Raw genomic sequence first — 23658 nt, forward strand, 5'->3', positions numbered from 1 at the left:
CGAGACTGAAAGGAGAAAAGTATGCGTACTCTCGTAACGACCCTCATGGTGTCCGCTCTCGCTCTCGGCGGCTTCACCGCAGCTCACGCCGCAGACGCTGTTGAGCAGATCCCGCAGCCGCCCGTCGCGCAGGATGTCCCTCCGGCCGTCAATAACTGGAGCGGCTTCTACATCGGCGGCGCAGGCGACTGGAATGCCGGTCACTTCAGCCACAACGGCAACGCCTATGCCTTCGGTGGCCAGGCTTTCACCGGCTACAACTGGCAGCAGGGCCAGATCGTATATGGTGTTGAAGCTGACCTCGGCTACTCCGGCGCCGACAGCACCCGCAACGGCCTGACCGCCAAGAACGGCGTCAACGGCTCGGTTCGCGGCCGCCTCGGCTACGACTTCAACCCGTTCATGCTGTACGGCACGGCCGGTCTGGCTCTCGGCCAGAACAAGCTCTCCGACGACACCTCGTCCGAAAGCAAGACCGCTGTCGGCTACACGGTCGGTGCTGGTGCTGAAACCTTCATCACCAACAACATCACGGCTCGTCTCGAGTACCGTTACACCGACTACGGCAAGAAGGACTTCAACCTCGACTCCGGCAGCTTCTCGCGCGGTTACGACGAGCAGAGCGTCAAGGTCGGTATCGGCGTCAAGTTCTGATTATCCAAAGGCATAGCCTGAGGAAAAAAGGCCGGGGTTTTCGCCCCGGCCTTTTTCTATGTTCGATATCGAAAATCTGATCGGCCGCGGAAGACGGCCGCCACGCCGTCAGGCATGGGGCTTCATTGCCTGATAGTCCGGGAAATGCTTTTCGAACTTGCGCGCCCAGTCGACGAGTTCCGCATGATCCGCCTCCCATTGCCCTTCGAAACGGAGCTGCAGATAGCCGATGAGGGAGGCGAGAGCGAAATGTCCGGCATGCAGCTTCTTGCCGATCTTCGGCGGCTCGGCGTCGAGATGGGTGAGGGCGCGACGGACTTTCGTCCATTGCCGGTCGATCCAAGGTTGGGACTGCTTGTCGGCATCGCGGAAGCGACGCTCGTAGACGATCGACAGAAGGCATTCGTTCGTGCCGTCGATCAGCGCCTCCAGAACCTCGATCTCGGTTCGCTTTCTCTTCTTCGACGGATAGAGCTTGCCTTCCTTCCGATCGAAATAATGCATGATGGAACGGCTGTCGAAAATGGCTTCGCCGTCGCCGGTCAGCAATGTCGGGATCTTGCCGAGCGGATTGTTGTCGATGAGAAGCGCCGGCCCGGCATTCGTATCGACATGGATCTCCTCCAGCCTGACGCCGAGATGGCGCGTCGCCATGCGCACCTTGGCGGAGAAGGGGGAGGTGGACGAGCAGAGAAGTCTCATGAGATCACCTGTGGATGTGCTTGAAAATCTTAATGTTCGCCGCGCAGCCAGAAAGCGCGCTGCGACGCGAAACGATCCTGCGCCAGGATATCCTTCAAGGCCGGCAGCAGCGCATGCAGCTCGTCCTTCAGCGTGAAGGGCGGGTTGACGATGATGAGGCCTGAGCCTGTGAGCCCGGTGAAGCCGCGGTCGCTCTTGATGGTCAGCTCGGCACAGAGCATCTTCGGGATTTCCAGCGCCTGCAACGCCTCGTGAAACGGCTTGATGGGCGCATCCTTCTTGATCGGATACCAGAGGCAATAAGTGCCGCCGGGAAAGCGGCGCCATGCCTTTGCCAGGCCGTCCGCCAGCCGCTCATATTCGCCTTCCTCTTCGAAAGGCGGGTCGACGAGAACGATGCCGCGCTTTTCCTTCGGCGGCAAATGCGCGCCGAGCGCCAGCCAGCCGTCCAGCTCGGTAATGCGGGCGTGATGATCGCCCTCGAACAGGCGGTGCAGCCGCTGAAAATCGTCGGGATGAAGTTCCATCGCCGACAGCCTGTCCTGCGGGCGAAACAGCATGCGGGCGAGCTTCGGCGAGCCGGGATAGAGCCGGACGCCGCCTTCCGGGTTCAGTTCGCGGACGGCGGCAAGATAGGGCTCCAGCAGGCCGGCCACCTGCGGCACGAGGTCCGCCTCCAGCAGCCTGCCGATGCCATCGCGCCATTCGCCCGTCTTCTGGGCCTCCTCGGACGAAAGATCGTAAAGCCCGATGCCGGCATGCGTGTCGAGAACGCGGAATGCCTTGTCCTTGTTCTGCATATAGCGGACGAGGCGGGCGAGAATCGCGTGTTTCAAGACATCGGCGAAATTGCCCGCGTGATAGATGTGCCGATAGTTCATTGTCGGTGAAGTCCGCATGAATTGTTGAGATGGGCCGGATTGTCTCTAGTGGCCGGACATCGCTTGAAATATAGAAACATCATGAACATTGCGACCCCCATCCAAGCCAAATCGCGTGTCGGCCACACGGCTTGTCCGCATGACTGTCCCTCCACCTGTGCGCTCGAGGTCGATCTGACCGAGGACGGCAGGATCGGCCGGGTTCGCGGTGCCAACGACCATTCCTATACCTCCGGCGTCATCTGCGCCAAGGTCGCGCGCTATGCCGAGCGGCTTTACCATCCCGATCGCCTGATGAAGCCGCTGCGCCGCGCCGGCGCCAAGGGCGAGGGGCGCTGGCAGGAAATCTCCTGGGACGCCGCACTCGACGAAATCGCCGAAGCCTTCGTAAAGGCCGAGGCCAAGGACGGCAGCGAGGCGATCTGGCCTTATTTCTATGCCGGCACCATGGGCTGGGTGCAGCGCGATTCCATCGAGCGCCTGCGTCACGCCAAGCGCTATTCCGGCTTCTTTTCCTCGATTTGCACCAATCCGGCCTGGACCGGGTTCACCATGGCGACGGGCGTGCTGCGCGGCCCCGATCCGCGGGAAATGGGCCGCACGGACTGCGTCGTCATATGGGGCACGAATGCGGTAGCGACCCAGGTCAACGTCATGACCCACGCGGTGAAATCCCGCAAGGAGCGCGGTGCCAGGATCGTCGTCGTCGATATCTATGACAATCCGACGATGAAGCAGGCCGATATGGCCCTGATCGTCAAGCCGGGCACGGATGCGGCCCTTGCCTGCGCCGTCATGCACATCGCCTTCCGCGACGGTTATGCCGACCGCGCCTATATGGCCAAGTATGCCGACGATCCGGCTGGGCTCGAAGAGCATCTGAAATCGAAGACCCCGGCATGGGCTGCAGGCATTACCGGACTTTCGGTTGACGAGATCGAAGCATTCGGCAAGTTGGTGGGAACGACGAAGAAGACCTACTTCCGCCTCGGCTATGGCTTCACCCGCCAGCGCAACGGCGCGATCGCCATGCATGCGGCGGCGTCGATCGCCACCGTTCTCGGCTCCTGGCAATACGAGGGCGGCGGCGCCTTTCATTCGAACAGCGATATCTTCCGCATGGATGCGAGCGAACTGACCGGACGCGCCATGAAGGATCTCGACGTCCGCATGATCGACCAGTCGCAGATCGGCCGCGCCTTGACCGGCGATGCCGTGGCGCTACGCCATCGCGGTCCCGTCACGGCGATGCTGATCCAGAACACCAATCCGATGAACATCGCGCCCGAGCAGCGGCTGGTGAAGCGCGGCTTTGCCCGTTCCGATCTCTTCGTCGCCGTGCACGAGCAGTTCATGACCGATACGGCCGAGATGGCGGATATCGTCATTCCCGCCACCATGTTCGTCGAGCATGACGACATCTACCGGGCGGGGGGCCAGAACCACATTCTTCTCGGCCCGAAGCTGGTGGAGCCGCCGCCGACCGTGCGCAGCAATCTCTTCGTGATCGAGGAACTGGCCGAGCGCCTCGGCGTTGCGGATCGGCCCGGTTTCGGCTTTTCGGCCCGCGAGATGATCGACAGGGTTCTGTCGAGAAGCGGCCTGCCGGATTACGATCATTTCCTCGAGCACAAATGGTTCGACCGCCAGCCGGACTTCGAGGATGCTCATTTTCTCAACGGTTTCGGCCATCCCGACGGCAAGTTCCGTTTTCGCCCGGATTGGGCCAACCAGCCGGCGCCGAACCGCCCGCCCGCATCGGTCGGGTTGCTCGGGCCGCATGTCGAGCTGCCGGAATTTCCGGATCAGGTCGATGTCATCGAAGTGGCCGATCCCGAGCATCCGTTCCGGCTGGCGACGTCGCCGTCGCGCAATTTCCTGAATTCGAGCTTTTCGGAGACGAAGACCTCGCGTCAGAAAGAGGGGCGTCCCGAGGTGATGATCAATCCGGCCGATGCGGAGGCGTTTGATATTGCCCATGGCGAACTGGTTCGCATCGGCAATGGGCGCGGCGATATCCGCATCCATGCGCGCGTGACGACGGAAGTAAAGCCCGGCGTGCTGATTGCCGAAGGTCTCTGGCCGAACAAGGCCCATGTTGACGGCGAGGGCATCAACGTTCTCACCGGCGCCGATCCGGTCGCGCCCTATGGCGGCGCGGCTGTTCACGATAACAAGGTATGGCTTTGCAAGGATATGGCATGACAGGATTCGGAAAGGCGAAAGCCGAAATCGTCGGTGAAAAGACGCTGGCGGATCAATGGACGCGGCTGAGCAGCTTCGAGGTCGACTACACGGACTCGCGCGGCGAAACGCATCGCCTGAAGCGCGAGATATACCATCGCACGCCGGCCGCATGCATTCTGCTCTATGATCCCAAGCGCGAAACGGTGGTGCTCGTTCGCCAGTTTCGCCTGCCGGCGCAGCTTGCCGGCGAGCCGGCCTGGATGATCGAAGTGCCCGCCGGTCTCCTCGATGACGATGAGCCGGAAGCGGCGATCCGCCGCGAAGCCATGGAAGAGACGGGCTTTCGCGTGCGTGACGTGCGCTTCCTGTTCAAGGCGCTGACCTCGCCGGGCTCCGTCACCGAGGTCATTCATTTCTTCGCCGCCGTGATAGACACGACCGATCGCGTCGCTGACGGCGGCGGGCTTGCGGAAGAGCATGAGGATATCGAAGTGCTGGAGATTCGGCTGTCCGATGCGCTGGCAATGATCGAAAGGGGCGATATCTACGACGCCAAGACGATCATGCTGCTGCAATGGGCGGTGTTGAATGTTGCCGGCCTGAAATAGGCTGTCGGACGATCCGGCGCTTTGTTGAAATTCCGATCCCGCCATTCATCACAGTGTCACGAATTAAGCTTACCGGGGCGTGCTGGCCGGAAACATTCGAATGTTTCCGAGCCTCCTTCATCATAGACCCTGTTTCAGGAGAAAGCCGATGTGGCTCAGCAATTTCACGCTCGTTCTTCCCAATGAAGTCGTCGAAAGAGGTGCGGTGCGCATCGAGGACGGCGTGATTGCCGAAATCCGTTCCGAGCCGGTGGAACGGCCGACTTTCGATGGCGGCGGACGCTTGCTGATGCCGGGTTTCGTCGACCTGCATTGCGACATGGTGGAGCGCGAGATCGCACCGCGGCCGAATGCGATGATGCCGATCGATTTCGGCATTCACGAGCTGGACAAGAAGCTGGCGGCCGCCGGCGTCACCACGGCCTTTGCCGCCCTCTCGTTTGCGACCGAAAGCGTCTACGGTCATGTCCGCTCGCTCGAAACCACCTCGGCAGTGATCCGCGGCATCGGCAATCTGCGCGACGAGCTTCTGATCGATCATCGCGTCCATGCCCGCTATGAAATCACCAATCTCGGCGCGGCGCCGACCCTGGAACGGCTGCTGGACGAGGGCGCCGTCGACATGGTCTCGCTGACCGACCATACGCCGGGGCAGGGGCAGTACAACGATATCGAGAGCTATATCCGCAGCATGTCCGAGCGCCGCTCCATGTCGCGCGAGGCGGCCGAGGAAGTCGTCGCGAAGCGTATTGCACAGCGCCAGGATCCGGAAATCGAGCGCAAGCTGCATGACGTGGTCGGGCTTTCGCTCAAGCATAATCTATCGCTGGCATCGCATGATGACGACAGCGCCGAGAAGGTGGCGGCGATGCATGACCTCGGCGTGACGATCAGCGAGTTTCCCGTGACCGGCCCGGCAGCCGAAGAAGCCTGCCGCCGTGGCCTTTGGACGCTGATGGGGGCGCCGAATGCGCTGCGCGGCCAATCGATGTCCGGCAATCTCAGCGCTCTCGATGCGGCTCGCGCCGGCCTGCTCGGCATCATCGCGGCCGATTATCATCCGGCCGCCTTCGTGCCGGCGATCTTCAAGATTGCCGAAGCGGCGACAGGCGGCCTGCCGGCGGCCGTTGCCACGGCAACCTCTAATGCCGCCCGTTCGGCGGGCCTGACGGATCGCGGCGAGATCGCTGTCGGCCAGCTCGCCGATCTGGTGGCTGTCGAACCGGGCTCGGTTCACCGCATCCGCGCGACCTTCCGCGGCGGCCGCATCGTTTATAGCGATGGCACCCTGCATCCGCTGATGGCGATGGCAGCCTGAGTAAAAATTGAAAGGCGGATGGAGGTGCCTCTGGCCCCCTCATCCGCCCTTCGGGCACCTTCTCCCCGAGGGGAGAAGGGGTTTTCAGTCGTGCCTATCCCTACAAAACGCCTCACAAGAAAAGTTCAGGCGCTTAAAATGCAGCCGCCGAGGCAGGATCTATTGCGTCGTTACCAAAATGAAAGGCACCTGAGCACTCCCTCCTTCTCCCCTCGGGGAGAAGGTGCCCGAAGGGCGGATGAGGGGGCTGTTTAACGCCGGAAGTCCCTAATCATTGTGCGTCACCAAGCAGTGACACGATTTGCCGTCCGTGAACCGCAGGCGTGCTGGCAAGGCTCACGGCCTTGCCGCCTTCCATCCGAACCTTTTCCTCCGCCACCAGCCGCAGCGATTGCGGGTAGATCTGGTGCTCGACCGTGAGGACACGGGCGGCAAGACTATCGGCGGTGTCGTCCGTCAGCACGGGCACGACCGCCTGGCCGACGACCGGGCCTTCATCCATGCCTTCGGTGACGAAATGCACGGTGCAGCCGGCGATGCGCATTCCGGCGTCGATGGCGCGCTGATGCGTGTGCAGGCCGGGGAATAGCGGCAGCAGCGACGGATGGATGTTGATGATCCGGCCTTCGTAAGCCTGGATGAAGTGGCCGGAAAGCAGCCGCATATAGCCGGCAAGGCAGATGATGTCGGGCGAGAGGGCTTCCAGCTGCAAAAGGATCGCCTCTTCATGGGCTTCCTTGCTGGCAAATTCCTTTCGCACGAAAGCGAAGGTGGCGATGCCCTCGGCGGCAGCCTTTGCCAGACCGCCGGCATCCGCCTTGTCGGAGATGACGCCGACGATCTCGGCCGGGTAGTCGGCTGCTTTCGTGGCTTTCAGAAGAGCCAGCATGTTGGAGCCGCCGCCGGAAATGAAGACGACGACGCGTTTGCGCGGCGTGGTCATAGAGCCAGCGTGCCCTTGTAGACAGTGCCGTGGGCGTCTTCTTCGCGCGCGATCATGCGGCCGAGCGTAACGACCGCTTCGCCTTCGGCCTCAAGAGCGGCCTTCACGGCCCCGACGTTTTCCTGAGCGACGACGACGATCATGCCGATGCCGCAATTGAAGGTGCGCAGCATCTCCTTGGCCTCGACGCCGCCCGTCTTGGCAAGCCACGAGAAGACCGGCGGCACCTTGACGGCGGCCAGATCGATTTCGGCGGCGAGATGCTTCGGCAGCACGCGCGGAATATTCTCCGGGAAGCCGCCGCCGGTGATGTGGGCGAGCGCCTTGAGGGCGTGCGTCTCGCGGATGGCCTTGAGCAGCGGCTTTACATAGATGCGTGTCGGCGTCAGCAGGGCTTCGCCGAGCGCCTTGCCTTCGGCGAAGGGAGCGGCTGCATCCCAGCCGAGGCCGGAAAGCTCGACGATCTTGCGCACCAGCGAGAAGCCGTTGGAGTGCACGCCCGATGAGGCAAGGCCGAGAATGATGTCGCCTTCGGCAATATCGCCCGAGGGCAGCAGCTGGCCCCGCTCGGCCGCGCCGACGGCAAAGCCTGCCAGATCGTAGTCGCCGTCGGAATACATGCCCGGCATTTCGGCCGTTTCGCCGCCGATCAGCGCGCAGCCTGCCTCGCGGCAGCCGGCCGCAATGCCGCCGACGATTGCCGCGCCCTGGTCGGGGTCGAGCTTGCCGGTGGCGAAGTAATCGAGAAAGAACAGCGGCTCGGCGCCCTGGACGACCAGATCGTTCACGCACATGGCGACAAGGTCGATGCCGACGGTGTCGTGATAGTTCGCGTCGATGGCGATCTTGAGCTTGGTGCCCACGCCGTCATTGGCCGCCACCAGCACCGGATCGGTGAAGCCCGCCGCCTTGAGGTCGAAGAGGCCGCCGAAGCCGCCGATCTCGCCATCCGCGCCGGGCCGGCGCGTCGAACGGACCGCAGGCTTGATCTTTTCGACCAGCAGGTTGCCGGCGTCGATGTCGACGCCCGCGTCGCTATAGGTCAGACCGTTTTTTCCAGACTGGCTCATGCTTCCGCCTCCGATGGCCACCTGTCCGTCGCGACAGGGCTTTGATCGGGTCGCCATTGCATGATAGGGGCCTTTATGCAAGGCGCAAGCGCCGCAAACCCCTCGATTTCCCCGCTTCCCATTGCCAGGCACGGATTTCCGGCCTCGGGCTTGACCATAATTGCAGCATCATCCTATGTCCTAAGCATGCGGCAAACGGGCTGGAAACGACGGGGAAGGTGATGGAGCAGAAGGTCAGCGGGGCGAGCCTCAAGCGTCAAGTCACGTTCTGGGTGATCGTGCTCGTCGTGTTCGTCGCCTTTCTCTATATCTTCAGTACGATCCTTCTACCGTTCATCGCCGGCATGGCGGTCGCCTATTTCCTCGATCCGGTCGCCGACCGGCTGGAGCGGATCGGCCTCAGCCGCCTGATGGCGACGGTGGTGATCCTCGTTTCCTTCATACTGATCTTCGCGCTGGCGCTGACGATCTTCATTCCGATCATCGTCAACCAGTTCAACGATTTCATCCAGCACATTCCAACCTACGTGCAGCAGATACAGCAGCTGATCGCCAAGGCGCAGACGATGGTGCTGCCGGACTGGATCCGCAATCAGCTCGGCGCGATCAAGGACAATTTCTCCAGCATCATGTCCGAAGGGTTGAGCTTCGTCGGCGGTCTGTTCGCGCAACTCTGGAGCTCCGGCAAGGCGCTCGTCAATATCCTCTCCCTGATGGTCGTCACACCCGTCGTCGCCTTCTATATGCTGCTCGACTGGGACCGCATGGTCGCCAAGGTGGACGACTGGATTCCGCGCGATCACGTCGCCACCGTTCGCCAGATCGCTCGCGAGATCGATCAGGCGATCGCCGGCTTCATCCGGGGGCAGGGGTCGCTCTGCATTATCCTCGGCGTCTACTACGGCGTCGGTCTCTCGCTTGTCGGCCTGAATTTCGGCCTGTTGATCGGCCTTTTTGCCGGCATGATCAGCTTCATTCCCTATGTCGGTTCGATGGTCGGCCTCGTCCTGGCCGTCGGCGTCGCGCTCGTTCAGTTCTGGCCGGATTACCTCTGGGTCGGCCTGACGCTCGTCGTCTTCTTCACCGGCCAGTTTCTGGAAGGCAACGTGCTGCAGCCGAAGCTCGTCGGCGAAAGCGTCGGCCTGCACCCGGTCTGGCTGATGTTCGCGCTCTTTGCGTTCGGTGCGCTCTTTGGCTTCGTCGGGCTGCTGATCGCGGTGCCGGCCGCTGCTGCCTGCGGCGTCCTTGTCCGTTTTGCCCTTTCGCGATACCTTCAGAGCGAACTTTATCATGGACGCTCGGAAGCAGGCAGGGCGCGCAGGGCCAAGGCCGGCAAGACCGAGAATAGTCAGACATGACCGACGCAAAGAACGCTGATCTGAGGCGCAAGGCCGCCGAACAGCTGCCCTTGGCCTTTACGCACGATGCCGCAAACGGGCGTGACGATCTGCTTGTCGCCGATCCGTTGAGCGCGGCGGTGAGGATCGTCGATTCCTGGCCGCACTGGCCGTCCCCGGTGGTCGTCCTGGCAGGCCCCGTCGGCTCGGGCAAATCGCACCTCGCCAGCATCTGGAGCGAGCGGTGCGCCGCCGCCCACATCCATCCCGTGGCCGGCTCCGATGCCGCGTTCGCGGCGTCGCACGGTCCCGTCGTCTTCGAAGACGTGGATCGCGTCGGGTTTGACGATACCGAACTCTTCCATGTCATCAACAGCGTCCGGGAAAACGGCACCAGCCTGTTGATGACGAGCCGGCTCTGGCCGATGTCCTGGCCGGTCACGCTGCCCGACCTACGCTCCCGCCTGAAGGCGGCGACAGTGGTCGAGATCGGCGAGCCGGACGAGGAATTGCTGTCGCAGGTGATCGTCAAGCTCTTCGCCGACCGGCAGCTTTATATCGATGACAAACTCGTCCTTTATATCGTCAATCGCATGGAGCGTTCCCTGAACGCGGCGCAGCTGATCGTCGACAGGCTGGATCGGCTGGCGCTCGCGCGAGGCACAAGGATCACGCGCCTGCTGGCCGCCGAAGTCTTGAACGAGCTGGGCAATTCCGCTCAGCCGGAGTGAGCCGGCATCGACTGTCACAGTTCCGTCGTCAAACTGATATACGTGGCACAGGATCGGAAAGAGGGTAGGTGGAACATGGACTCGGCACTCACGGAACATCAGGACGCTGGCCAGCAGGCTCCGGAGGCAGCGCCTCCCGTCAGTGAACTGCTGACCAGCCCCGAGCGCTTCGTCAACCGTGAATTTTCCTGGCTGCAGTTCAATCGCCGCGTCCTCGAAGAGACGCTGAACACCGCGCATCCTCTGCTGGAGCGGGTGCGTTTCCTTTCCATTTCCGCCGCCAACCTCGATGAATTCTTCATGGTGCGCGTCGCCGGCCTCGAAGGCCAGGTCCGCCAGAAGATCCTGGTGCGCACCCCCGACGGCAAGACGCCTGCCGAGCAGCTCGACGATATCCTGCGCGAAATCGACAATCTGCAGATGGAGCAGCAGGCCTCGCTCGCCGTCCTGCAGCAGTATCTTGCCAAGGAAGACATTCTCATCGTCCGCCCGGCCGCCCTTTCCGAGGTCGACCGCCAATGGCTCCATACGGAGTTCGAGCAGGCGATCTTCCCGGTGCTGACGCCGCTCTCCATCGACCCGGCCCATCCTTTCCCGTTCATTCCGAACCTCGGTTTCTCGATCGCGCTGCAACTGAAGAGCATGAACGGCCGCGAACCGATGACGGCGCTGCTGCGCCTGCCGCCGGCACTGGACCGTTTCGTCCGCCTGCCGGATGCCAGCAACGTCATCCGCTACATCACGCTCGAAGATGTCGTGAACATCTTCATTCAACGGCTTTATCCCGGATATGAGGTGCAGGGTTCCGGTACGTTCCGCCTCATCCGCGACAGCGATATCGAAGTCGAGGAAGAGGCCGAGGATCTGGTGCGCTTCTTCGAAACCGCGCTGAAGCGCCGGCGCCGCGGCTCCGTGATCCGCATCGAGACCGACTCCGAGATGCCGCTGGAGCTTCGCCAGTTCGTGGTGGAGTCGCTGAACGTGCCGGAAAACCGCATCGCGGTTCTGCCCGGCCTGCTGGCGCTCAACACGCTGTCCGAAATCTGCAAGGCGCCGCGCGACGACCTTCGTTTCGAACCCTACAATGCCCGATTTCCTGAGCGTGTCCGCGAGCATGCCGGCGATTGCTTCGCCGCCATCCGCGAAAAGGACATGGTCGTCCACCACCCCTACGAATCCTTCGACGTGGTGGTCCAGTTTCTTCTCCAGGCTGCTAGGGATCCTGACGTTCTGGCGATAAAGCAGACGCTTTACCGGACTTCGAACGACAGCCCGATCGTTCGTGCGCTGATCGACGCCGCCGACATGGGCAAGTCCGTCACGGCGCTGGTGGAACTCAAGGCCCGCTTCGACGAAGAGGCGAACATCCGCTGGGCGCGAGACCTCGAACGCGCCGGCGTGCAGGTCGTCTTCGGCTTCATCGAGCTCAAGACCCATGCGAAGATGTCGATGGTCGTGCGCCGCGAAGATGGCAAGCTGCGCACCTATTGCCATCTCGGCACCGGCAACTACCATCCCGTCACCGCCAAGATCTATACGGACCTCTCCTATTTCACTTGTGATCCGAAGATCGCTCATGACATGGCGAACATCTTCAACTTCATCACCGGTTACGGCGAGCCTGAAGACGGCATGAAGATCGCGGTTTCGCCGCATACGCTGCGCCCGCGCATCCTCCAGCATATCGAGGGCGAGATCGAGCACGCCCGCAACGGCCGCCCGGGCGCGATCTGGATGAAGATGAACTCGCTGGTCGACCCGGAAATCATCGATGCGCTCTATCGCGCCAGCAATGCCGGCGTCGAGATCGATCTGGTCGTGCGCGGCATCTGCTGCCTGCGCCCGCAGATCCCCGGCCTGTCGGAGAAAATCCGCGTGAAGTCGATCGTTGGTCGCTTCCTCGAACACAGCCGCATCTTCTGCTTCGGCGACGGCCACGGCCTGCCGTCGGACAAGGCGCTGGTCTATATCGGCTCGGCCGACATGATGCCGAGAAACCTCGACCGGCGCGTCGAAACCCTTGTGCCGTTGACCAACAAGACCGTGCATGAGCAGGTGCTCTCACAGATCATGCTGGGCAATATCATTGACAATCAACAGAGCTACGAGATATTGCCGGACGGGACTTCAAGGCGCATGGAAGTGCGCAAGGGAGAGGAGCCGTTCAATGCTCAGCAGTATTTCATGACCAACCCCAGCCTGTCTGGCCGGGGTGAAGCCTTGAAATCCAGCGCGCCGAAACTGATCGCTGGGCTGCTGTCGGGCCGCAACAAATAAATTGGACCTGCATGGTTGAATCTGAAGCCCAGGGACGCCTTCCGGGTATTGCCCCTGTCTCCGTCGTCGATATCGGGTCGAATTCGGTCCGCCTTGTCGTCTATGAGGGCCATTCGCGGTCGCCGACCATCCTTTTCAACGAGAAGGTGCTGTGCGGCCTCGGCAAGGGCATAGCGCTGACGGGAAAGATGGATGAGGAAAGCGTGGCGCGGGCTCTTGCTGCGCTGCATCGCTTCAAGGCGCTTTCCGATCAGGCGCGCGCATCAACGATCTACGTTCTGGCGACGGCCGCAGCGCGCGAAGCCAGCAACGGGCCGCAGTTCATTCACCAGGCCGAGGCCATCCTTCAGCGCAAGGTGCGCGTGCTTTCGGGCGAAGAGGAGGCGCGCTTTTCCGCGCTCGGCATCATCAGCGGCTTTTTCCATCCGGATGGCATCGCCGGCGATCTCGGCGGCGGCTCGCTGGAGCTGATCGACATCAGGGATCGCGAGTTCGGCAAGGGTATCACATTGCCGCTCGGCGGCCTGCGTCTGTCCGAATATTCCGGCGGCTCCATCGAGAAGGCGCGCGGCTTCGCGCGCAAGCACGTCAAGACGGCCAAGCTCCTGAGCAAGGGCGAAGGCCGGACCTTCTACGCGGTCGGCGGCACATGGCGAAACATCGCCAAACTGCATATGGAAACCCGCAAATATCCGCTGCACATGATGCAGGGCTATGAAGTGCCTCTCGACGAGATGCTGCGCTTCCTGGATCAGATCGTCGAATCGAAGGATTCGAAGGATCCCGCGTTGCAGGCGGTTTCCAAGCATCGCCGTTTGCTGCTGCCGTTCGGCGCGGTTGCCATGCGCGAGGTGCTGTCGGCCATGAAGCCGTCGATCATCTCCTTTTCCGCGCAAGGCGTGCGCGAGGGCTATCTCTATTCGTTGCTGACGGAAGCCGAGCGCAACAGCGATCCGCTGCTGGTCGCAGCCGGCGAGCTTGCCATCCTGCGCGCCCGTTCTCCGGAGCATGCCCGTGAGCTTGCCGAATGGACAGGCCGCATGATGCCGTTCTTCGGTATCAACGAGACGGAGGAGGAGAGCCGCTATCGTCAGGCTGCCTGCCTGCTTGCCGACATCAGCTGGCGCGCGCATCCGGATTATCGCGGCCTGCAGGCGCTGAACATCATTGCCCACACGTCTTTTGTCGGTATCAGCCATGCCGGCCGCGCCTTCATTGCGCTTGCGAATTATTTCCGCTTCGAGGGCTTGAGCGACGACGGGGCGACGGGGCCGCTATCGACGATCGCCACCCCGCAATTCGTCGAGCGCGCCAAGCTTCTCGGCGGCCTGCTGCGCGTCGTCTATCTGTTTTCGGCGTCGATGCCCGGTATCGTCCGCAATCTGTCGTTCCGTCGCTCGACGAGCCCGGATTTGGACCTCGAATTCGTCGTTCCCGCCGAGTATCGCGATTTCGCGGGCGAGAGGCTGGACGGACGCCTGCAACAGCTCGGCAAGCTCACGAACCGCCGGCTGGCTTTCCGCTTCGAATAAGGGCTGTTTTCTGACTTCGCGTTGTGAGCATCCCATAGATGCGAAGCTTCGGCGCGTGTCGATATCGCAATGCAGCCGAAACTCTATGATTGCTTACAATCTGCTCCGGGCCGGCTTTAGCGCCTGCCGATCCTGCGTGTGGAGGGCGATGACGCCGAGGGGCTGGTCGCGACCGCGAACGGCATGGTCGCCGAGCTCCTCCTTGATGATCGCTTCGGGAAGCTCGATCCGCCTGGCTAGGTCGCTCGAAATCAGCACTTGACGCTCCAGCGTCTTGCAGAGCGATTCAAGCCTTGCAGTCGTGTTCACCGTGTCGCCGAAATAGGCGATCTTGTGATGGTCGACGCCGATTTCGGCCGTGACGATGCGACCGCCATGCAGAGCGGCCCGCAGCCGTGGCACCCTGCCATAGGATTTCAACCAGGTCTCGGCATTTGCCTCGATGTCATCCAGGATGGTGAAGACGCAGCGCACGCAATTGGCATTCGTGATGCCGCGGCGAAGCGGCCAGGTGATGATGGCGGCATCGCCGATATAGTCGTCGATCGCGCCCCTGTGCCGTCGCACCGGCTCTGCCATGGCGCCGAACACCGCACCGAGAAATTCCTGTGTCTTGAGGTCGCCGTGCTCCTCGGCAAAGGCAGTGGAACCGACGAGGTCCACGAACAGAAACACGCGTTCTTCCTGGACCGGGTTGCGATATCTGCCGGTCAGAAGGCTGAGGAACACATCGCGGCCGAGCAGTTCCCGCACGCGGCTGATGAAAATGATGATGGCCGTCACCACCACGGCATAGATATAGACATCGACCTTCAACAGCGTCAGGTCTTCCCAGGAAGCCTGCACAAGCCCCAGCAGCTTCAGGATGCTGCCGGCTATGGCATAGCCGACGCTCATCAGGAGAAAGTCGACGACGAGGGCCGAGAGGATGAAGGCCGGCGTCGGCAGGCGATGCATCCAGACGTTCAGCCGCGGCAGGAACATGCGGCGCTCGAAAGCCAGCAACGGCAAGCCGCAGAACAGGGCGAAGATTGCGCCGATATACATCGGCGATTGCGGGAAGAACATCTTGCCGTAGACGACGCCGGTCGAAGCGAGAAGCAGCGACGTCAAGGTCCAGTTGCGTATCGAATGGAAGATGCCCATTCACTTTTCCGCCGAGAGCCGACGCCTGTCGCCGACGCGGGATTGCGCCGGAAGCCGGAACGTCATCGAATATAACGACTACACAAGACGTTCATTCCACGAGATTTGCGGCGCAATCGTGATGGCAGCCGGCCTCCCGATCCGGCGAATCATACGCAATCGTGAAGCGCCGGGAAAGGAGAATGTCGCGGCTAGAGAGTGACCGTCTCGATCCGCTTGCCGGCGAAGCGCAGGGCGACCTGGCCCTGGATCAGCTGCAGGGCCGTTTCGCCGAAGAGGTCGCGCCGCCAGCCGGTCAATGCCGCCACATCGGCCTTCTCGCCCTCTGCGGCGATCTTGTCCAGATCGTCGCTGTTGGCGATCACTTTCGGCGCGACGCCATGTTTTTCGGCGATGAGCTTCAGCAGAACTTTCAGCAGTTCGGAGGCCGCAGCCGTGCCCTCTGGAGCCTGCTGGTGGCGTGGCGGATGCGGCATGTCCGACTTCGGCAATGCCAGAGCCGCATTGATCGCCTCGATCACCGCCGTACCGGCGGCGGAGCGCTCCCAGCCCTTCGGGATGGTCCGCAGGCGGGCGAGCGCTTCGCTGTCCTTCGGCTGCTGCTGGGCGATTTCATAGATCGCATCGTCCTTGAGCACGCGCGAACGCGGAACGTTGCGCGCACGCGCCTCGCGTTCGCGCCACGCGGCCACGTATTTCAGCACCGCCAGCTCCTGCGGCTTGCGCAGCCGCATCTTCAGCCGCTGCCAGGCATCGTCGGGGTGAAGATCGTAGGTTTCGCGCGCTTCGAGAATCGCCATCTCTTCCCGCAGCCAGGAGGCGCGTCCTTCACGCTCCAGCTGCTCGCTGAGCGAAAGATAGACGTCGCGCAGATGGGTCACGTCGGCAAGCGCATAGTCCAGCTGCTTTTCCGAGAGCGGACGCCGGCTCCAGTCGGTGAAACGGGAGGACTTGTCGATATGAACGCTCTTGATGCGGCTGACGAGCTGGTCGTACGAAACCGAATCGCCGAAGCCGCAGACCATCGCCGCGACCTGCGTATCGAAGATCGGATGCGGAATGAGGTTGCCGCGATGGAAGATGATTTCGATATCCTGGCGTGCGGCATGAAACACCTTCAGCACCGACGGATTGGCCATCAGCTCGAAGAAGGGAGCCAGATCCAGCCCTTTTGCCAGCGGATCCACCAGCACTTCGGTCGTGGGGCTTGCCATCTGTATCAAACACAGTTCCGGCCAGAAGGTCGTTTCTCGCAGGAATTCCGTATCGATGGTAATGAATTCCGACTTGGCCAGCTCACGGCAGGCCGCCTCCAATTGGGCGGTAGTTTCGATCATCTCAACACATTCATCGGTAAAATAGTTTTTTAACTTCCTTCTCCTTTCAGCCGGATATGTCAATACTTTCGCGGACAAAGCCTTTGTCATGCTTCGTTTTTGGCTGAAATCGGCAGGAACCGGGATACTTCGGCGACGCCAACCGGGGTCGAAACGGCCTGCGGCCGGCTATGTCACGCGCACGTAGCTGGTCATGCCGGTCTTCTGATGCTCGATGATATGGCAATGCAGCAGCCAGTCGCCGGCATTGTCGGCAACGAAGCCAAGCTGCACCTTTTCGTCCGGCTGGATCAGATAGGTGTCGGACACGAATGGCTGCACCTGCCGCGTCGAGGAGGAGAGGACCGTGAAGCTCATGCCGTGCAGATGAATCGGATGGCTGTGCGGGGTGACGTTTTCCATATCGATGACATAGCTCTTGCCGAGCTTCAGTTCGGCAAGCGGCGCAGTCGGATCGGGCGTATCGCCCGGCCACGGAACCTTGTTGATCGCCCAGAAGCTGTAGCCGAGCGAGCCGCAGATGCTGTTATCGGCCGTATTTTCCGCCGTGGCGCTCAGAATCAGCGGGATATGCGTTGCCGAGCCCAGGTCCGCCTTCCGGACGGGATTGTCTTCCAGCGGCGCCAGATCGCGGACATCGCGCTTCAGCGAACTGCCGACCGAACGAAGGGTCGCCAGCACCTTCGGATCGGTGCCCTTGATATCCTCGAGCTTGACGACCGCGCCCTCGCTGTCGGGCATGCGCACGGCCAGCTCCAGCCGCTGCCCCGGCCCCAGCTGCAGGAGATCGAGCGGAAAGCGCTGCGGCACGGGATTGCCGTCGATGGCAATCACCGTCGCCTCGGCTCCGTCCATCCGGAAGGAATAGATGCGGGTGACGTCGGTAATCGCGATGCGCAGGCGCACGAGGCCGCCGGAAGGGGCGTCATATTGCGGCTGCTGCTGCCAGTTGGCGGTTCGCACCGTGCCGTATGTGCCGGACTTGGCGGCATCGCGCGGGCGAAACTGGGCGATGAACTGTCCGTCGCCGCCGAGCCGCCAGTCGCGCAGATTGAGGACCACTTCCGAATCGAATGCCGGATCCTTGGGGTTTTCGACCACGATGACGCCGGTCATGCCGTGGCCCATCTGCTCCAGCGTATTGCAATGCGGATGATACCAGAACGTGCCGGCATCGGGCGGCGTGAAGGCATAGTCGAAATGGTCGCCGGTATAGACATAGGGCTGGGTCAGGAAAGGCACGCCGTCCATATCGTTCGGAAGGCGGATGCCGTGCCAGTGGATCGTCGTCGGATCGTCTATGCCGTTGACGAGCCGGGCTGCGAAGGCTTCGCCCTTTTTCATGCGCACCACCGGCGGCATGCCGGCTTCCCCATAGGTCAGCACGTCCCTGGTCTTGCCGCCATCCGTGAGACTGGCTTCGATCCTGGCCGTTTTCAGTACCCGCGGCTCGGCCGCCGCCGCCTTGCCCGTGAACCTTCCCGCGATTCCGAGGCCCGCGCCATAGGCGCCGGCAACGGCTGAGGCTTTCAGAAGATTGCGGCGGGTAAGGATCGGCATGTCAGGCTCCGGGAGCGAGGATTTATCGATGACTGTTTAAAGTTGACCATGGTGTTCAGCAATAGCATTGAGGTAGCCAAACTGCCGCAGCGGCTACTTGCGGATGTCGATATGGATGGGGGAGGAGACAGCTTTAGGTCGACTTCCAGCGTTCGAGCCTTGACAAATCGGGCGCACCGTGCGCTTTTCCGCCCGATTTTCTCGTCGGCAGGCGAGGGGCTTGCATGTCCTTTCGCCGCCGCCCGCCAAGTCCAGGATATATACTATGCATCGCTATCGCAGCCACACATGCGCCGCCCTGCGCAAGTCCGACGTCGGTTCGACCGTCCGCATCTCCGGCTGGGTTCATCGCGTCCGAGATCATGGCGGCGTGCTGTTCATCGACCTGCGCGATCACTACGGCATCACCCAGGTCGTCGCCGACCCCGATTCTCCGGCCTTCAAGCTTGCCGAAACCGTTCGCGGCGAATGGGTCATCCGTATCGACGGTCTGGTGAAGGCCCGTACGGACGATACCGTCAACAAGAACATGCCGACCGGCGAGATCGAGCTATACGCGCAGGAGATCGAAGTGCTCTCCGCCGCCAAGGAGCTGCCGCTGCCTGTCTTCGGCGAGCCGGATTATCCGGAAGACGTTCGCCTGAAGTATCGCTTCCTCGATCTGCGCCGCGAAACGCTGCACAGAAACATCGTCAAGCGCACGCAGGTCATTTCCTCGATGCGCCGCCACATGGGCGACGTCGGCTTTACCGAATACACGACCCCGATCCTGACGGCCTCGTCGCCGGAAGGCGCGCGCGACTTCCTCGTGCCGAGCCGCATTCATCCCGGCACCTTCTACGCGTTGCCGCAGGCGCCGCAGCAGTACAAGCAGCTCTTGATGGTCGCCGGCTTCGACCGCTATTTCCAGATCGCGCCCTGCTTCCGTGATGAAGACCCGCGTGCCGACCGCCTGCCGGGCGAGTTTTACCAGCTCGACCTCGAAATGAGCTTCGTGACGCAGGAAGACGTCTGGAACACGATGGGGCCGCTGATGACCCAGGTGTTCGAGGAATTCGCCGAAGGCAAGCCTGTCACCAAGGAATGGCCGCGCATCCCCTATGACGTCGCCATCCGCAAGTATGGTTCCGACAAGCCGGACCTGCGTAACCCGATCGTCATGGAAGCCGTCACCGAGCATTTTGCCGGCTCCGGCTTCAAGGTCTTCGCCAACATGATCGCCTCCAACCCGAAGGTCGAGGTCTGGGCCATCCCGGCCAAGACCGGCGGCTCGCGCGCCTTCTGCGATCGCATGAATGCATGGGCGCAGAGCCAGGGCCAGCCCGGCCTCGGCTACATCTTCTGGCGCAAGGAAGGCGAAAAGCTCGAAGGCGCAGGCCCGCTTGCCAAGAACATCGGCGAAGAGCGCACGGATGCGATCCGCACCCAGCTCGGCCTCGATGACGGCGACGCTTGCTTCTTCGTCGCCGGCGATCCCGCCAAGTTCTACAAGTTTGCCGGCGAAGCCCGCACCAGGGCCGGCGAAGAGCTGAATTTGGTCGATCGCGATCGCTTCGAGCTGTGCTGGATCGTCGATTTCCCGTTCTTCGAATGGAGCGAGGAAGAAAAGAAGGTCGATTTCGCCCATAACCCGTTCTCGATGCCGCAGGGCGGCCTTGAGGCGCTGCAGAACCAGGACCCGCTGACGATCAAGGCGTTCCAGTACGACGCCGTCTGCAACGGCTTCGAAATCGCTTCGGGCTCGATCCGTAACCAGTCGCCGGAGACCATGGTCGCCGCGTTCGAAAAGGTCGGCCTCAGCCAGACCGACGTCGAAGAGCGCTTCGGCGGGCTCTACCGTGCCTTCCAGTACGGTGCACCGCCGCACGGCGGCGCTGCCTTCGGTATCGACCGTATCGTCATGCTGCTCGTCGGCGCCAAGAACCTGCGCGAGATCTCGCTGTTCCCGATGAACCAGCAGGCACAGGATCTGCTGATGGGCGCTCCTTCGGCCGCAACGCCGACGCAGCTGCGCGAACTGGCGATCCGCCCGGTGCCGCCGGTCAAGAAGGACTGAGGCTCTTGCAGGCCTGAAGAAATACAAAACCCGGCGACTGAAATCGCCGGGTTTTTGTTTGCAGTCCGATGTTCGTCAGATCGCCGCATAAATCGCGTCGCGAAGGTCGATGGTGAACTGGCCCCACATGCCTTCGAGTGCGGTGTTGGTGAGCGCCACGACGCTCAGTCCTTTCTCAGGGTCGACGAACCAGCTGTGGCCGTAGACGCCGCCCCATTTGATCGTGCCTTTGGAGAAGGGGGCTTGCGCGGCCGCGGGATCGAGAACGACGGACCAGCCATAGCCGAAACCGAAGCCGGCCTGCTGCGCCTGCATGTGGCCGCCAGCCTGATCGGTCATCATCGTCTTCACGGTATCGGTAGACAGCAGCGGCGCGCCGCCCTTGCGCACCGTTTCCAGAATGGCGAGGATGTCGCTTGCCGGGCCCGCCATGCCCGCGCCGCCCGAGTGATAGGAGGCTGGGTCGAATATCCTGTCGGGCGCGAAGCGGATCGTGCCGTCGAGGATCGGGACAAGCGCCTCGTCTCCCATGCGCTGCGGCTCTGTTGCGCCGTTCACATAGGCGGCGGCCAGACGGCTGCGGTCGCGAACGACGAAGGCGGTATCGGAAAGGCCGAGCGGTTTCATCACCAGATCCGCAACGGCGCTGCCGAGATCGCCGCCAGTCTCTTTCTCGATGATGGCGCCGATCACGTCCATCGCCAGCGAATATTGCCAGCCTTCGCCGGGCGCAAAGACGAGGGGAGCGCCGGCGATACGCTCAAGGTTATCGGCAATCGACCGGCCGGGCGTATCGAGGCCGTCGGAAACGCCGGCGCGATGATAGGGGCCATCGGGCGCCTCGGCGAAGGTATAAACCAACCCCGCCGTGTGCGTGAGAAGGTGGTGGATGCGGATAATGGCCTCGCCTCCATCCGGCAGCCGCGGGCGGAAATCCGGAAGCCAGTTGGTAATGGGGTCGTCGAGCCCGATGCGGCCCTGTTCGACAAGCCGCATGGCGGCGATGGTGACGATCGGCTTGGTGATGGAAGCAAGCCGGAAGATCGCGTCCTCTCGCATCGCCACGTCGTTTTCCCGGTCTGCCAGACCGGCGGCGCGGCGATAGGCCAGCTTTCCGTCCCTTGCGATCAGGACGACCGTCCCGACCAGTCTTTTATCCGCCAGGGCGGAGTCAATCGCGGCATCGATGCCATCGGCAAGGGCACCGTCGCTGGGGCGCGCGGAATTTTCCAGGGGAAGACTCATGGGGCAAAACCTTCTATAATCACAATGACCGTTCCTGAATAAACCAGATCAGGAAATAATTCTAGAGTGACCATTGTGAAAAATATGCAGAAGACAGAAAATTCGTCGCCGCGCAAGCGTGGGCGCCCGCCGGCGTTCGATCGCGAGACAGTTCTCGCCGCCGCGCGGGACACCTTCTGGAAGCATGGCTATGACGGCTCCTCCATCGCCGATCTGACGGCGGCGATGGGAATTACCCCGCAAAGCCTCTATGCGGCCTTCGGTTCGAAGGCGGAGCTCTATCGCGAGACGCTAGAGCAGTATCGGCGCATGCCGAGACCGGAGCCCGGCAATCCGTTTCAGGACGAACTGGATACGGTGACGGCCTTCGAGCGCTTTCTAGGGAATTCCGCCAGGGTCTTCACCGCGCCGGAGCATCCGAAAGGCTGCATGATATCGACGGCGGTGCTGAACTGTGCCGAGGAAAACGAGCCGATCGCGCATCACGTCGCATCCATGCGCCTGCAGACGCTAGGGGTTTTTGCCGCCCGGATCGAACGGGGCATTGCCGAGGGCGATATGCGGCCGGATGCCGATGCGCGCTCGCTAGCGCGTTTTCTGGGCGCGATCGTGCAGGGCATGTCCGTTCAGGCGCGTGACGGCGCTACGACGGAGGAACTGCTTGCACTTATGGCTCATGCGATCAGCGAGCTGAAGAAATATCAGTTGCGGCAAGAGGCTTAGAACAATGCCAGGAAAACCGCGTAGCGGTTTTCCGTCCGGAATTGCGTGAAAACAAAGAGATAGAGCGGTTCCGTGAAACGCGGAACCGCTCCGGTTGCTCGCAAAGAAAACCCGGCGACCGAGATCGCCGGGTTTCGGAGCGGCTTGAAGATGGCCGTTTAGTCGTTCGAGGAAACCTTGAGGCCGATGACCTGCGGGATCGACTGTGGAGCGCCCATGGCGGCACCGATGATCATCGGCACCGGCACCGGCTTGCCGGGAGCGGCCGTGACCGTCAGGCTCTTCGGATTGTCGAGGTAGGTGCTGACGGCCGTCGAAACCGCATTCTGCAATTCGGGAACGTTGAGCTGCGCCATCATGATCGGCGTCATCGCCTTCAGCGTGTCGGCAAGCTGCTTGCCGGTGACGCCCTGCTGCTTGCCGGCGAAATCGAGTGCGCGCGCGGTGATCGATGCGTCGTCGAAGCGGATCTGGGCGCTGTTGAAGGTCAGCTGCTGCAGCAGGCCCAGCATGGCGAGGCCGGCCGACTGCTGTGCTTCCTGCTGGTTCGGGTTGGAGCGGACCGTCTTCAGCGCATCCTGCATCGACTTTGCGAAGGCAGGGGTATAGCCGGAAATGCTGAAGGCCAGGTTCAGCTTGCCGATATCCTTGAAATCGAGGGAATATTCGCTGATGTCGATCGTGCCGGGACCGATTTCCCAGCTGCCCTTCATGGCGACGGTGCCGTCGATCTGCTGCAGCTTGAGCGCCTCGATCGCTTCCTTGGCCTTCGGGTCGTCGACCTTGCTGAGATCGGCCTTGACGCCATCAATCTTGGCGTCGAAATCGAGACCCGACTTGTCGTCACGCTTGTTCATCGTGGCGTCGGCATTCTCGATCGAGAACACTTCGGCACCGTCCTTGCTGACGGAGATTTCGCCGGCATGGGCGCTCTTGTAATAGAGCAGCGAGCCAAGATCGCCCTTGGTCGCGTCGGCCGGGATCTCGACGCCGTTCAGCTTGAGGTCGGTCGCCGAAACGGTAGCGCCGTCCTTCTTGAAGTCGACATCCGCAAAGTCGATCTCTTCGATCGTGTAGCCGCCGTCGTTTTCCTCGACGCCGTCCATGGTGATGTCGCCCAGCGGAATGCTGCTTTCCATGCCGGCAGCCTTGAGGCTCGCGCCCTTCAACGTTACCGTGTCGCCATCGATATCGATACCTTCGGCGGCAATCGAACCACCTTGCTGAGCATAGACGTCGTTGATCTTCTTCAGGAGGTCGTTGCCATCAAGCGCGAAGGCAGAGCTGGCGAAGGACAGGATGGCGGCGCTGCAGAGCATCAGCCGCGTGGTCCGGTAGAAAGTCATAATGG

The 23658-nt window shown here is 62.0% G+C and carries 19 protein-coding genes; 10 read left to right on the forward strand and 9 right to left on the reverse strand.

What is annotated here, in order from left to right:
• Positions 1–21 precede the first annotated feature (21 nt).
• The gene (locus tag ACJJVH_RS04045) at positions 22–654 is read left to right on the forward strand and encodes an outer membrane protein (RefSeq protein ID WP_112797169.1); all 633 of its coding nucleotides are present in this window, start codon (positions 22–24) and stop codon (positions 652–654) included.
• Positions 655–762: 108 nt separating this feature from the next.
• On the opposite strand, the gene ACJJVH_RS04050 is transcribed toward ACJJVH_RS04045, so the two are convergent.
• Positions 763–1356, reverse strand: a complete 594-nt coding sequence (locus tag ACJJVH_RS04050) for a glutathione S-transferase (protein ID WP_113435189.1) — start codon at positions 1354–1356, stop codon at positions 763–765.
• Positions 1357–1385: 29 nt separating this feature from the next.
• The gene (locus ACJJVH_RS04055) at positions 1386–2237 is read right to left on the reverse strand and encodes a 23S rRNA (adenine(2030)-N(6))-methyltransferase RlmJ (protein WP_113435188.1); all 852 of its coding nucleotides are present in this window, start codon (positions 2235–2237) and stop codon (positions 1386–1388) included.
• Positions 2238–2318: 81 nt separating this feature from the next.
• Here ACJJVH_RS04055 and ACJJVH_RS04060 point away from each other — a divergent pair, with 81 nt between their 5' ends.
• The 3 genes from ACJJVH_RS04060 (at position 2319) to ACJJVH_RS04070 (ending at position 6350) form a co-directional block, all read left to right on the forward strand.
• Positions 2319–4442, forward strand: a complete 2124-nt coding sequence (locus tag ACJJVH_RS04060; protein ID WP_412064784.1) for a molybdopterin-dependent oxidoreductase — start codon at positions 2319–2321, stop codon at positions 4440–4442.
• Positions 4439–5032, forward strand: a complete 594-nt coding sequence (locus ACJJVH_RS04065; RefSeq protein WP_412064785.1) for an NUDIX domain-containing protein — start codon at positions 4439–4441, stop codon at positions 5030–5032. The genes ACJJVH_RS04060 and ACJJVH_RS04065 overlap by 4 nt, the downstream gene beginning before the upstream one ends.
• Positions 5033–5180: 148 nt before the next feature.
• Positions 5181–6350, forward strand: a complete 1170-nt coding sequence (locus ACJJVH_RS04070) for an alpha-D-ribose 1-methylphosphonate 5-triphosphate diphosphatase (RefSeq protein ID WP_412064786.1) — start codon at positions 5181–5183, stop codon at positions 6348–6350.
• Between the two features lie 271 nt (positions 6351–6621).
• Here ACJJVH_RS04070 and purN read toward each other — a convergent pair whose 3' ends face one another.
• The gene (purN, locus tag ACJJVH_RS04075; RefSeq protein WP_412064787.1) at positions 6622–7293 is read right to left on the reverse strand and encodes a phosphoribosylglycinamide formyltransferase; all 672 of its coding nucleotides are present in this window, start codon (positions 7291–7293) and stop codon (positions 6622–6624) included.
• On the reverse strand, positions 7290–8363 hold the full coding sequence (gene purM / locus ACJJVH_RS04080; RefSeq protein ID WP_412064788.1) for a phosphoribosylformylglycinamidine cyclo-ligase: 1074 nt from the start codon (positions 8361–8363) through the stop codon (positions 7290–7292). Before purM ends, purN begins: the two co-directional genes overlap by 4 nt.
• Before the next feature lie 221 nt (positions 8364–8584).
• Here purM and ACJJVH_RS04085 point away from each other — a divergent pair, with 221 nt between their 5' ends.
• The 4 genes from ACJJVH_RS04085 (at position 8585) to ppx (ending at position 14240) form a co-directional block, all read left to right on the forward strand.
• The gene (locus ACJJVH_RS04085) at positions 8585–9721 is read left to right on the forward strand and encodes an AI-2E family transporter (RefSeq protein WP_113370232.1); all 1137 of its coding nucleotides are present in this window, start codon (positions 8585–8587) and stop codon (positions 9719–9721) included.
• A complete protein-coding gene (gene hdaA, locus ACJJVH_RS04090; protein ID WP_412064789.1) occupies positions 9718–10431 on the forward strand; it encodes a DnaA regulatory inactivator HdaA in 714 nt (237 codons plus the stop codon). The genes ACJJVH_RS04085 and hdaA overlap by 4 nt, the downstream gene beginning before the upstream one ends.
• Before the next feature lie 75 nt (positions 10432–10506).
• Positions 10507–12708, forward strand: coding sequence for an RNA degradosome polyphosphate kinase (locus ACJJVH_RS04095; protein ID WP_112797185.1), 2202 nt, complete (start codon positions 10507–10509; stop codon positions 12706–12708).
• A gap of 11 nt (positions 12709–12719) precedes the next feature.
• Positions 12720–14240, forward strand: a complete 1521-nt coding sequence (gene ppx / locus ACJJVH_RS04100; RefSeq protein ID WP_112797187.1) for an exopolyphosphatase — start codon at positions 12720–12722, stop codon at positions 14238–14240.
• A gap of 93 nt (positions 14241–14333) precedes the next feature.
• On the opposite strand, the gene ACJJVH_RS04105 is transcribed toward ppx, so the two are convergent.
• The 3 genes from ACJJVH_RS04105 to ACJJVH_RS04115 form a co-directional block, all read right to left on the reverse strand.
• Positions 14334–15386, reverse strand: a complete 1053-nt coding sequence (locus ACJJVH_RS04105) for an adenylate/guanylate cyclase domain-containing protein (RefSeq protein ID WP_112797189.1) — start codon at positions 15384–15386, stop codon at positions 14334–14336.
• Positions 15387–15577: 191 nt separating this feature from the next.
• A complete protein-coding gene (gene rnd / locus ACJJVH_RS04110) occupies positions 15578–16723 on the reverse strand; it encodes a ribonuclease D (RefSeq protein ID WP_112797191.1) in 1146 nt (381 codons plus the stop codon).
• Between the two features lie 168 nt (positions 16724–16891).
• On the reverse strand, positions 16892–18283 hold the full coding sequence (locus ACJJVH_RS04115) for a multicopper oxidase family protein (protein WP_113358089.1): 1392 nt from the start codon (positions 18281–18283) through the stop codon (positions 16892–16894).
• A gap of 265 nt (positions 18284–18548) precedes the next feature.
• On the opposite strand from ACJJVH_RS04115, the gene aspS reads away from it, so the two are divergent.
• Positions 18549–20339 (forward strand): aspartate--tRNA ligase, encoded by a 1791-nt coding sequence (gene aspS / locus ACJJVH_RS04120; RefSeq protein WP_112797197.1) that lies wholly within the window; start codon positions 18549–18551, stop codon positions 20337–20339.
• A gap of 75 nt (positions 20340–20414) precedes the next feature.
• On the opposite strand, the gene ACJJVH_RS04125 is transcribed toward aspS, so the two are convergent.
• Complete coding sequence (locus ACJJVH_RS04125; RefSeq protein WP_412064790.1) at positions 20415–21584, reverse strand: serine hydrolase domain-containing protein; 1170 nt, start codon at positions 21582–21584, stop codon at positions 20415–20417.
• Positions 21585–21650: 66 nt separating this feature from the next.
• Here ACJJVH_RS04125 and ACJJVH_RS04130 point away from each other — a divergent pair, with 66 nt between their 5' ends.
• Positions 21651–22307, forward strand: a complete 657-nt coding sequence (locus ACJJVH_RS04130) for a TetR/AcrR family transcriptional regulator (RefSeq protein WP_412064791.1) — start codon at positions 21651–21653, stop codon at positions 22305–22307.
• 158 nt (positions 22308–22465) lie between these two features.
• On the opposite strand, the gene ACJJVH_RS04135 is transcribed toward ACJJVH_RS04130, so the two are convergent.
• Positions 22466–23653, reverse strand: a complete 1188-nt coding sequence (locus tag ACJJVH_RS04135; protein ID WP_113358086.1) for a hypothetical protein — start codon at positions 23651–23653, stop codon at positions 22466–22468.
• Positions 23654–23658: the final 5 nt, after the last annotated feature.

It is taken from the genome of Rhizobium sp. SYY.PMSO (assembly GCF_046840415.1).
In the GTDB taxonomy this organism is placed as follows: Bacteria; Pseudomonadota; Alphaproteobacteria; order Rhizobiales; family Rhizobiaceae; genus Rhizobium.

Excerpts from the sequence above, each read along its gene's own strand:
- ACJJVH_RS04125 (WP_412064790.1), bottom strand. The coding sequence starts at position 21,584 with ATGAGTCTTCCCCTGGAAAATTCCGCGCGCCCCAGCGACGGTGCCCTT.
- ACJJVH_RS04115 (WP_113358089.1), bottom strand. The coding sequence starts at position 18,283 with ATGCCGATCCTTACCCGCCGCAATCTTCTGAAAGCCTCAGCCGTTGCC.
- purM (WP_412064788.1), bottom strand. The coding sequence starts at position 8,363 with ATGAGCCAGTCTGGAAAAAACGGTCTGACCTATAGCGACGCGGGCGTC.
- ACJJVH_RS04060 (WP_412064784.1), top strand. The coding sequence starts at position 2,319 with ATGAACATTGCGACCCCCATCCAAGCCAAATCGCGTGTCGGCCACACG.
- ACJJVH_RS04050 (WP_113435189.1), bottom strand. The coding sequence starts at position 1,356 with ATGAGACTTCTCTGCTCGTCCACCTCCCCCTTCTCCGCCAAGGTGCGC.
- ACJJVH_RS04135 (WP_113358086.1), bottom strand. The coding sequence starts at position 23,653 with ATGACTTTCTACCGGACCACGCGGCTGATGCTCTGCAGCGCCGCCATC.
- ACJJVH_RS04055 (WP_113435188.1), bottom strand. The coding sequence starts at position 2,237 with ATGAACTATCGGCACATCTATCACGCGGGCAATTTCGCCGATGTCTTG.
- hdaA (WP_412064789.1), top strand. The coding sequence starts at position 9,718 with ATGACCGACGCAAAGAACGCTGATCTGAGGCGCAAGGCCGCCGAACAG.
- ACJJVH_RS04070 (WP_412064786.1), top strand. The coding sequence starts at position 5,181 with ATGTGGCTCAGCAATTTCACGCTCGTTCTTCCCAATGAAGTCGTCGAA.
- ACJJVH_RS04045 (WP_112797169.1), top strand. The coding sequence starts at position 22 with ATGCGTACTCTCGTAACGACCCTCATGGTGTCCGCTCTCGCTCTCGGC.
- ACJJVH_RS04065 (WP_412064785.1), top strand. The coding sequence starts at position 4,439 with ATGACAGGATTCGGAAAGGCGAAAGCCGAAATCGTCGGTGAAAAGACG.
- rnd (WP_112797191.1), bottom strand. The coding sequence starts at position 16,723 with ATGATCGAAACTACCGCCCAATTGGAGGCGGCCTGCCGTGAGCTGGCC.
- ACJJVH_RS04095 (WP_112797185.1), top strand. The coding sequence starts at position 10,507 with ATGGACTCGGCACTCACGGAACATCAGGACGCTGGCCAGCAGGCTCCG.
- ACJJVH_RS04105 (WP_112797189.1), bottom strand. The coding sequence starts at position 15,386 with ATGGGCATCTTCCATTCGATACGCAACTGGACCTTGACGTCGCTGCTT.
- ACJJVH_RS04085 (WP_113370232.1), top strand. The coding sequence starts at position 8,585 with ATGGAGCAGAAGGTCAGCGGGGCGAGCCTCAAGCGTCAAGTCACGTTC.
- aspS (WP_112797197.1), top strand. The coding sequence starts at position 18,549 with ATGCATCGCTATCGCAGCCACACATGCGCCGCCCTGCGCAAGTCCGAC.
- ppx (WP_112797187.1), top strand. The coding sequence starts at position 12,720 with ATGGTTGAATCTGAAGCCCAGGGACGCCTTCCGGGTATTGCCCCTGTC.
- purN (WP_412064787.1), bottom strand. The coding sequence starts at position 7,293 with ATGACCACGCCGCGCAAACGCGTCGTCGTCTTCATTTCCGGCGGCGGC.